This window comes from Pseudomonas sp. Sample_9, from assembly GCF_004307535.1.
Classification (GTDB): Bacteria; Pseudomonadota; Gammaproteobacteria; order Pseudomonadales; family Pseudomonadaceae; genus Aquipseudomonas; species Aquipseudomonas mercuritolerans.
The window spans coordinates 1-7358 of sequence record NZ_RAZO01000142.1; the positions used below are offsets into that span (position 1 = coordinate 1).

Annotated in this window: 7 protein-coding genes; 2 read left to right on the plus strand and 5 right to left on the minus strand. The window is 62.4% G+C overall.

Annotated features, from left to right (window positions below):
- The coding region (locus D6877_RS07205; RefSeq protein WP_130910335.1) for a LysR substrate-binding domain-containing protein at positions 1–695 on the minus strand (695 nt) is incomplete at its 3' end.
- A gap of 15 nt (positions 696–710) precedes the next feature.
- Complete coding sequence (locus D6877_RS07210; RefSeq protein WP_130910332.1) at positions 711–3017, minus strand: heavy metal translocating P-type ATPase; 2307 nt, start codon at positions 3015–3017, stop codon at positions 711–713.
- 84 nt (positions 3018–3101) lie between these two features.
- Here D6877_RS07210 and cadR point away from each other — a divergent pair, with 84 nt between their 5' ends.
- Positions 3102–3551, plus strand: coding sequence for a Cd(II)/Pb(II)-responsive transcriptional regulator (cadR, locus tag D6877_RS07215; RefSeq protein ID WP_130910333.1), 450 nt, complete (start codon positions 3102–3104; stop codon positions 3549–3551).
- 125 nt (positions 3552–3676) lie between these two features.
- Here cadR and D6877_RS07220 read toward each other — a convergent pair whose 3' ends face one another.
- The 3 genes from D6877_RS07220 to D6877_RS07230 all read right to left on the minus strand — a co-directional run bounded on the left by D6877_RS07220 (position 3677) and on the right by D6877_RS07230 (position 6375).
- Positions 3677–4648 (minus strand): thymidylate synthase, encoded by a 972-nt coding sequence (locus D6877_RS07220; RefSeq protein ID WP_016772684.1) that lies wholly within the window; start codon positions 4646–4648, stop codon positions 3677–3679.
- A gap of 50 nt (positions 4649–4698) precedes the next feature.
- Positions 4699–5514 carry a prolipoprotein diacylglyceryl transferase gene (lgt, locus tag D6877_RS07225; RefSeq protein ID WP_016772683.1) on the minus strand — a complete coding sequence of 272 codons (816 nt, stop codon included), beginning with the start codon at positions 5512–5514 and terminating at the stop codon, positions 4699–4701.
- 78 nt (positions 5515–5592) lie between these two features.
- Positions 5593–6375, minus strand: a complete 783-nt coding sequence (locus D6877_RS07230) for a sulfite exporter TauE/SafE family protein (protein ID WP_016772682.1) — start codon at positions 6373–6375, stop codon at positions 5593–5595.
- Positions 6376–6505: 130 nt separating this feature from the next.
- Between D6877_RS07230 and D6877_RS07235 the strand changes: the two genes are divergently transcribed.
- Positions 6506–7252: an NRDE family protein gene (locus D6877_RS07235; protein ID WP_130910334.1), complete on the plus strand. Its 747-nt coding sequence runs from the start codon at positions 6506–6508 to the stop codon at positions 7250–7252.
- Positions 7253–7358 lie beyond the last annotated feature (106 nt).

The following is a 7358-nucleotide window of genomic DNA, read 5'->3' on the forward strand; positions in this document are numbered from 1 at the left end:
CCGATATTGCGCAGCACCGCCTCGCGAATCGACTCGCGGCTGCCGATCTCCAGCAACGGCCCGAAGCTTACTCCGGCGCTGGCCAGCAACTCTTCGGTCAACCGCCGCGTGGTCGAACCCGACTCGCGCATCAACAACGTATGCCCGGCCAGCGCATTCAACGTCACATGCTCAAGCGAGGCCAACGGATGATTGCGATGCACCGCCAGCACCAGCGGATCGGTGCCGAGCACCCGGCGAATCAACCGCGCATCGTCGAGCAACTGCGACGAGGCCGCGACATCCACGCGGTAATCCTCCAGCGCTTCCAGGACCTGCTGCGAGTTGCCGATTTCCACCGACACTTCCACCTGCGGCAAACGCTCGCGGAAGGTCTTCACCAGATCGAGGATGTAATACGGCGCCGTCGCGGCAATGCGCAGCGTGCCCTGCACCTGACCGCTGTTACGCAGGAAAAACTCGATGTCGGCCTCTTGCTGCAACAGGGTCTTGACCATCGGCAGCAGCCGCGCGCCTTCGTCACTGACGCTTAAACGGCGCCCGCCCCGGTAGAACAACTCCACCGAGTACTGACTTTCCAGATTGCGGATCTGCGTGGTCACGGTCGGTTGGCTGAGGCCGAGTTTTTTCGCCGCCAGCGTGATGCTGCCCAGGCGGGCGACCATGTAAAACGCTTTCAGCTCGGCACTCAGCACAACCATCCCTCACGTTTATTTGCGCAGCAGGCGCAAACCGTTGAACACCACCAACAGGCTCACGCCCATATCGGCAAACACCGCCATCCACATGGTGGCGAGCCCGGCAAAGGTTACCGCAAGAAAGATCGCCTTGATCACCAGCGCCAAGGCAATGTTCTGTTTCAGGATGCTCGCGGTGTTGCGCGACAGGCTGATGAACGCGGGGATCTTGCGCAGATCGTCGTCCATCAGGGCGACATCGGCGGTTTCGATCGCGGTGTCGGTGCCAGCCGCGGCCATGGCGAAACCGATCTCGGCGCGGGCCAATGCCGGGGCATCGTTGATGCCGTCGCCGACCATGCCGACCCGGTGGCCGTGCTTGTACAGATCTTCGATGGCTTGCAGCTTGTCGGTCGGCAGTAAGTCGCCGCGCGCCTCGTCGATGCCGACCTGAGCGGCAATCGCCTGGGCGGTGTGGACGTTGTCGCCGGTCAGCATCAGGGTTTTCACCCCAAGCTCATGCAACTGACGAATCGCTTCGCGGCTGGTTTCCTTGACCGTGTCGGCCACGGCGAACAGCGCCAGCGGGCCTGAGTGGTCGAGCAGCAGCACCACGGATTTGCCCTGTTTCTCCAGCGCGAACAGCTTTTCTTCCAGCTGCGGCGAGCACAAGCCGAGCTCTTCGACCAGACGATGGTTACCCAAGTGATAAGTCTGACCGTTGATGTCACCTTTGACGCCGCGCCCGCCCAGCGCGGCGAAGTTATCCACAGTCAGCGCGGCGAAGTTTTTATCCACAGCAGCATTGGCAATCGCCAGCGACACCGGGTGATCGGAGCGCCCGGCCAGCGCGGCAGCGATGGCCGGCGCGCTGGCATCGGCTGTCGGATCGAGCGACAGGTAATCGGTCTGCACCGGTTTGCCGTGGGTGATCGTGCCGGTCTTGTCCAGCGCCAGATAATCGAGCTTGAAACCGCCTTCCAGATACACGCCGCCCTTGACCAGAATGCCCTTGCGCGCCGCCGCCGCGAGGCCGCTGACGATGGTCACCGGGGTGGAAATCACCAGAGCGCACGGGCAGGCAACCACCAGCAATACCAGCGCGCGGTAGATCCAGTCGAACCACGCCGCGCCCATGAACAACGGCGGGATGATCGCCACGGCCAAGGCGAAGACGAAGACCGCCGGGGTATAGATTTTCGAGAATTGATCAACGAAGCGCTGAGTCGGCGCCCGCGCTCCCTGGGCCTGTTCGACGGCGTGAATGATCCGCGCCAGCGTTGAGTTGTTGGCCGCTGCGGTCACCGTGTATTCCAGCGAGCCGGCCTGATTGATGGTGCCAGCGAAGACTTTATCGCCGACGGTTTTTTCCACTGGCAGGCTTTCGCCGGTTATCGGCGCCTGGTCGATGGTCGAGTTGCCGCTGACCACCGTGCCGTCCAGGGCGATGCGCTCGCCGGGTTTCACCCGCACGCGGGCGCCCAGTTCGACGCTTTTTACCTCTTGTTCGCGCCAGCTGCCGTCGGCCTGCAATACCGTGGCCTGCTCCGGGGTCATCTGCATCAGGCCGCTGATCGCATTGCGCGCGCGATCCAGCGAGCGCGCTTCGATCAGCTCGGCGACGGTGAAGAGGAACATCACCATCGCCGCTTCCGGCCACTGGCCGATGAGGATCGCGCCCGTCACCGCAATGCTCATCAGCGCATTGATGTTGAGATTGCGGTTCTTCAGGGCGATCCAGCCCTTTTTATAAGTGCCGAGGCCGCCGCTGAGGATCGACACCAGCGCAACAATCGCCACCACCCAGTCGGGGGCAGCGCTGGTGAAGTGGATGACTTCGGCGCCCAGCGCGGTCACACCGGACAGCGCCAGTGGCCACCAGTGTTTTTTCACCGCAGCCGGTGCCGGCGCATCGACGCCCGCCTCCAGCGGCTCGGCGTGCATGCCGAGGGACTTGATCGCCTCGGTGATCGGCTCGGTGCCCGGCAGATTGTGGGTCACGCCAAGCACGCGGTTGATGAGGTTGAATTCCAGCTGCTGCACGCCGGCCAGCTTGCCGAGCTTGTTCTGGATCAGCGTCTGCTCGGTCGGGCAGTCCATCGCCTCGATGCGGAAGCTGCTCAGGCGCGCGTCTGCGCTGGTCTTTTCGCTCAATTGCACCAAGGCAGGCGCTGCGGCTTTCGACGAGCAGCAGGAATCTTCGTGCGCATGAACCGGGGCCGGCGCAGCTTTCGAAGCGCAGCAGGAATCGCCGCCGTGCGAATGTTTATGCACCGGCTGCAATTTATGACTGTGATCGTGGCCGTCGCCGGGCTTGTGGGTGTGCAGGGAATCGCTCATTGGTCGCGTCCATGAAGGTGCCTGTTGCCAAGTAAAGACCCTGTAGCCACTATAGGGTCAAGCACCCTTTTGGAGATGGCCGTCATGAAGATCGGCGAACTGGCGAAACTCACCTACTGCGCCGTGGAAACCATCCGCTACTACGAGCGCGAAAACCTCCTGCCGGAACCGGCGCGCAGCGACGGCAACTACCGCGTCTACACCCAGGCCCACGCCGAGCGCCTGACCTTCATCCGCAACTGCCGCACCCTCGACATGACCCTCGAAGAAATCCGCAGCCTCCTCGCCCTGCGCGACAGCCCGCAAGATCAGTGCGAGAGCGTCAATGCGCTGATCGACGAACATATTCAGCACGTGAAGGCGCGAATTGATGGGTTATTGGCGTTGCAGACACAACTGCTCGACCTGCGCCAACGCTGTGGCGAAGGCCCGGAGGCGGATCAATGCGGGATCTTGCAGCGGCTGGAGGTGAGTGGCGGGGTTGTGGCGACCGAAGTTGAACATTCCCATGTAGGCCGTAGCCACGGCCATTGAGCCCAACACACAACCAAATGTGGGAGCGAGCCTGCTCGCGAAAGCGGTGTATCAGTCGACACATCTGCGACTGACACGCCCTCTTCGCGAGCAGGCTCGCTCCCACAGGGATATTGCGGTGTGGTTTAGACCGCCATCGGCGCGGTCATCGGTGGATGGTGCTCGTAGCCTTCCAGCGAGAAATCGCTCGGTTCGACCAGTTCCAGCCACTCCGGCTGGTACACACCAGTTTTGGCAAACTCCGGCACGCGGTCGGAGATTTTCAGTTTCGGCATGGCAAACGGCTCGCGCTTGAGCTGTTCGTTGAGCATGTCCAGGTGGTTTTCGTAGACGTGGGCATCACCGATGAAATAGGTGAACCAGCGCGGCGTGTAGCCGGTCAGGCGCCCGATCAGGCTCAGCAGCGCGGCGCCTTCGGTGAGGTTGAACGGCGTGCCCAGGCCCAGATCATTGGAGCGGATGTAGAGAGTCAGGGAGATTTCCTTGGTCTCGACGTTCGGGTGGAACTGGTACAGCAGATGGCATGGCGGCAGGGCCATTTCATCGAGCTGGGCGCAATTCCAGCCGTGGAACAGAATGCGCCGGCTGCCCGGATCCTTGATGATCGTGTCGACGCACTGGCGTACCTGGTCGATTGCCTTGTACAGCACGACGTAGGCCTGGCCGTCTTCTTCGCCCTGAGCGATCTGCTTGTAGCCGTTGCTCAGGGTCTGTTCGATGGCAGCAGTGTTGCTCAGCGGGATCTGCTTGTACGCCGGCCACTTGCGCCATTGCACGCCGTAGATTTCACCGAGGTCGTCGTCGCCCTGACGGAACGGGTTGGCCAGCCACTGCGCGTTTTCGTTGGCGTTCTGGTCCCAGACCTTGCAGCCCAGCGCGCGGAATTCAGCGGCGTTGTTGACGCCACGCAGAAAGCCGCACATCTCGCCGATGGCCGATTTGAAAGCCATCTTGCGCGTAGTGATCGCCGGGAAACCTTCCTGCAGATCGAAACGCAGCATCGCTCCCGGAAAACTGATGGTGTTGATGCCGGTGCGGTTGGCCTGCTTGGTGCCGTTCTGAATGACGTGCGAGACCAGTTCGAGATATTGCTTCATGAGTTACCTGTGTCCTTGGAGCCCCGGCGTCGCGCGCCGGGGTTCGTAGTTTAAGCCGTCGGCGCGAGCGGCGCTGCCGGGGCGCGACGATAGGCCAGCCAGATCAGCAACAGCCCGCCGACAATCATCGGCACGCAGAGCACCTGACCCATGGTCAGCCAGTTCCACGCCAGATAGCCCAACTGCGCGTCAGGCACACGGACGAACTCGACGATGAAACGGAAGATGCCGTAGAACAGCGCGAACATGCCGGAGACCGCCATGGTCGGGCGCGGTTTGCGCGAGAAGATCCACAGGATCAGGAACAGCGCCACGCCTTCGAGGGCGAACTGGTACAGCTGCGACGGGTGACGCGGCAATTGCGCCGGATCGCTGAACGGCGGGAACACCATCGCCCATGGCACGTCGGTGGCCTTGCCCCACAGCTCGGCGTTGATGAAGTTGCCGATGCGCCCGGCGCCCAGGCCGATCGGCACCATCGGCGCGACGAAGTCCATCAGCTGGAAGAACGACTTGCCATTGCGCTTGCCGAACCACAAGGCCGCGAGCATCACGCCGATGAATCCGCCGTGGAACGACATGCCGCCCTTCCACACTTCGAAAATCAGCGTCGGGTTGGCCAGGTACGCGCTCAGGTCATAGAACAGCACGTAACCCAGACGGCCGCCGACGATCACGCCCATCGATAGCCAGAACACCAGATCGGAGAGTTTCTCCTTGGTCCAGGTCGGGTCGAAGCGGTTGAGCCGGCGCGACGCCAACAGCCACGCGCCGCCGATGCCGATCAGGTACATCAGACCGTACCAGTGGATTTTCAGCGGACCGATGGCCAGGGCCACCGGGTCGATCTGCGGGTAAGGCAGCATTGCGACTCCTTGTTAGGTTGAAAGCGAAATTCCCGGGCGACGCTGCCACCTCAGGATTAAGCCAGGATTGCCACGCGGTCAGAGCAAAAAGCTCAGACCCACGCAGAACAGCAAAGCGGCGAACAGCCTTTTCAGCAAGCGCGGCGACAATCTGTGCGCCAGACGCGCGCCGAGCCGGGCGAAGACCATGCTGGTCAGGGCGATGCCCAACAATGCCGGCAAATACACAAAACCGAGACTATGGGCCGGCAACAACGGATCGTGCCACCCCAGAATCATGAAACTTGCTGCACTGGCCAGAGCGATCGGCAAGCCACAGGCCGACGAGGTCGCCACGGCTTGCTGCATCGGCACGCTGCGCCAGGTCAGAAACGGTACGGTCAGCGAGCCGCCACCAATGCCGAAAATCGCCGAGGCCCAGCCAATCACCGTACCGGCAGCGGTCAGACCGAGTTTGCCCGGCACCGTGCGGCTGGCCTTGGGTTTGACATCCAGCGCCAGTTGCACGGCGATCACCAGAGCGAACACGCCGATGATCTTTTGCAGGTTCGGCCCGGAGATGGCTTCTGCGGTCAGCGCCCCGAAACCGGCACCGAGCAGGATACCCACGGTCATCCAGCGAAAAATCGCCCAGCGCACCGCGCCCCGGCGGTGATGCTCACGCACGGCGTTGACCGAGGTGAATATGATCGTCGCCAGCGACGTGCCCACCGCCAGGTGCGTGAGGATCGACTGATCGAAGCCCTGCAGGGTGAAGCTGAACACCAGCACCGGGACGATGATGATCCCGCCGCCGACGCCAAACAGCCCGGCGAGCACGCCCGCACAGGCGCCGAGCGCCAGGTAGAGCAGAAATTCCATGACCGTCTCCAGCACGCATCGGCAAAACAGGAGCGGCATGTTAACGGATGCGCAGCCTTCTGCTCCACTGGCGATGGATGCACGGACGCCGGATGCGTAGAGTGGGCAAAAAACACACAAGGACCACCTTATGTGCCTGATCGTTTTCGCCTGGCGCCCGGGCCATGCCCAGCCGCTGATCGTCGCGGCCAACCGCGACGAGTTCTACGCCCGCCCCAGCCTGCCATTGGCGCCGTGGCCCGAGGCGCCGCATGTGCATGCCGGGCGTGATCTTGAAGCTGGCGGCACGTGGCTGGGGATCGGCACCAACGGACGCTTCGCCGCGCTGACCAATATTCGCGATCCACAGCAGCCACCGGCGACCAAATCCCGGGGCGAGCTGGTGGCGCGCTTTCTCACGGCAGATCTGTCGATTGATGATTATTTGAGCGATGTCGTTGATCGTGCGGCCGAGTTTGCCGGGTTCAATCTGCTGCTGGGCAATGCCCATGAGTTGTGGCACTTCAATGCGCGGGCGTCAGAGCCGGTGATGTTGCAGCCTGGAGTTTATGGGTTATCCAACGCGGGGCTGGATACACCGTGGCCAAAACTGCTCAAGGCCAGGGCGGCATTGAGCGCGGTGCTGGACGATCCGCAGCCTGAGCGATTGCTGGCCTTGCTGAGCGATGCGCAGACCGCACCCGAGGCGGAGTTGCCGGATACCGGGGTAGGCATGGCGACGGAAGCGTTGTTGTCGAGTGTGTTTATTGCCAGCCAGAGTTATGGCACGCGGGCGAGTACGGCGTTGATAGTGCAAGCGGACGGGACGCGGCGGATGGTGGAGCGCAGTTTTGGGCCTTATGGGGGGCATCTAGGGGAAGTTGAGGTTTGTGTCTAACAGCAGCCCCTCACCCCAGCCCTCTCCCGGAGGGAGAGGGGGCCGACCGAGGTGTCTTGCGGTATACATCGACCTGAAAGATCGAGTCGATTATGGATTCAGCAAA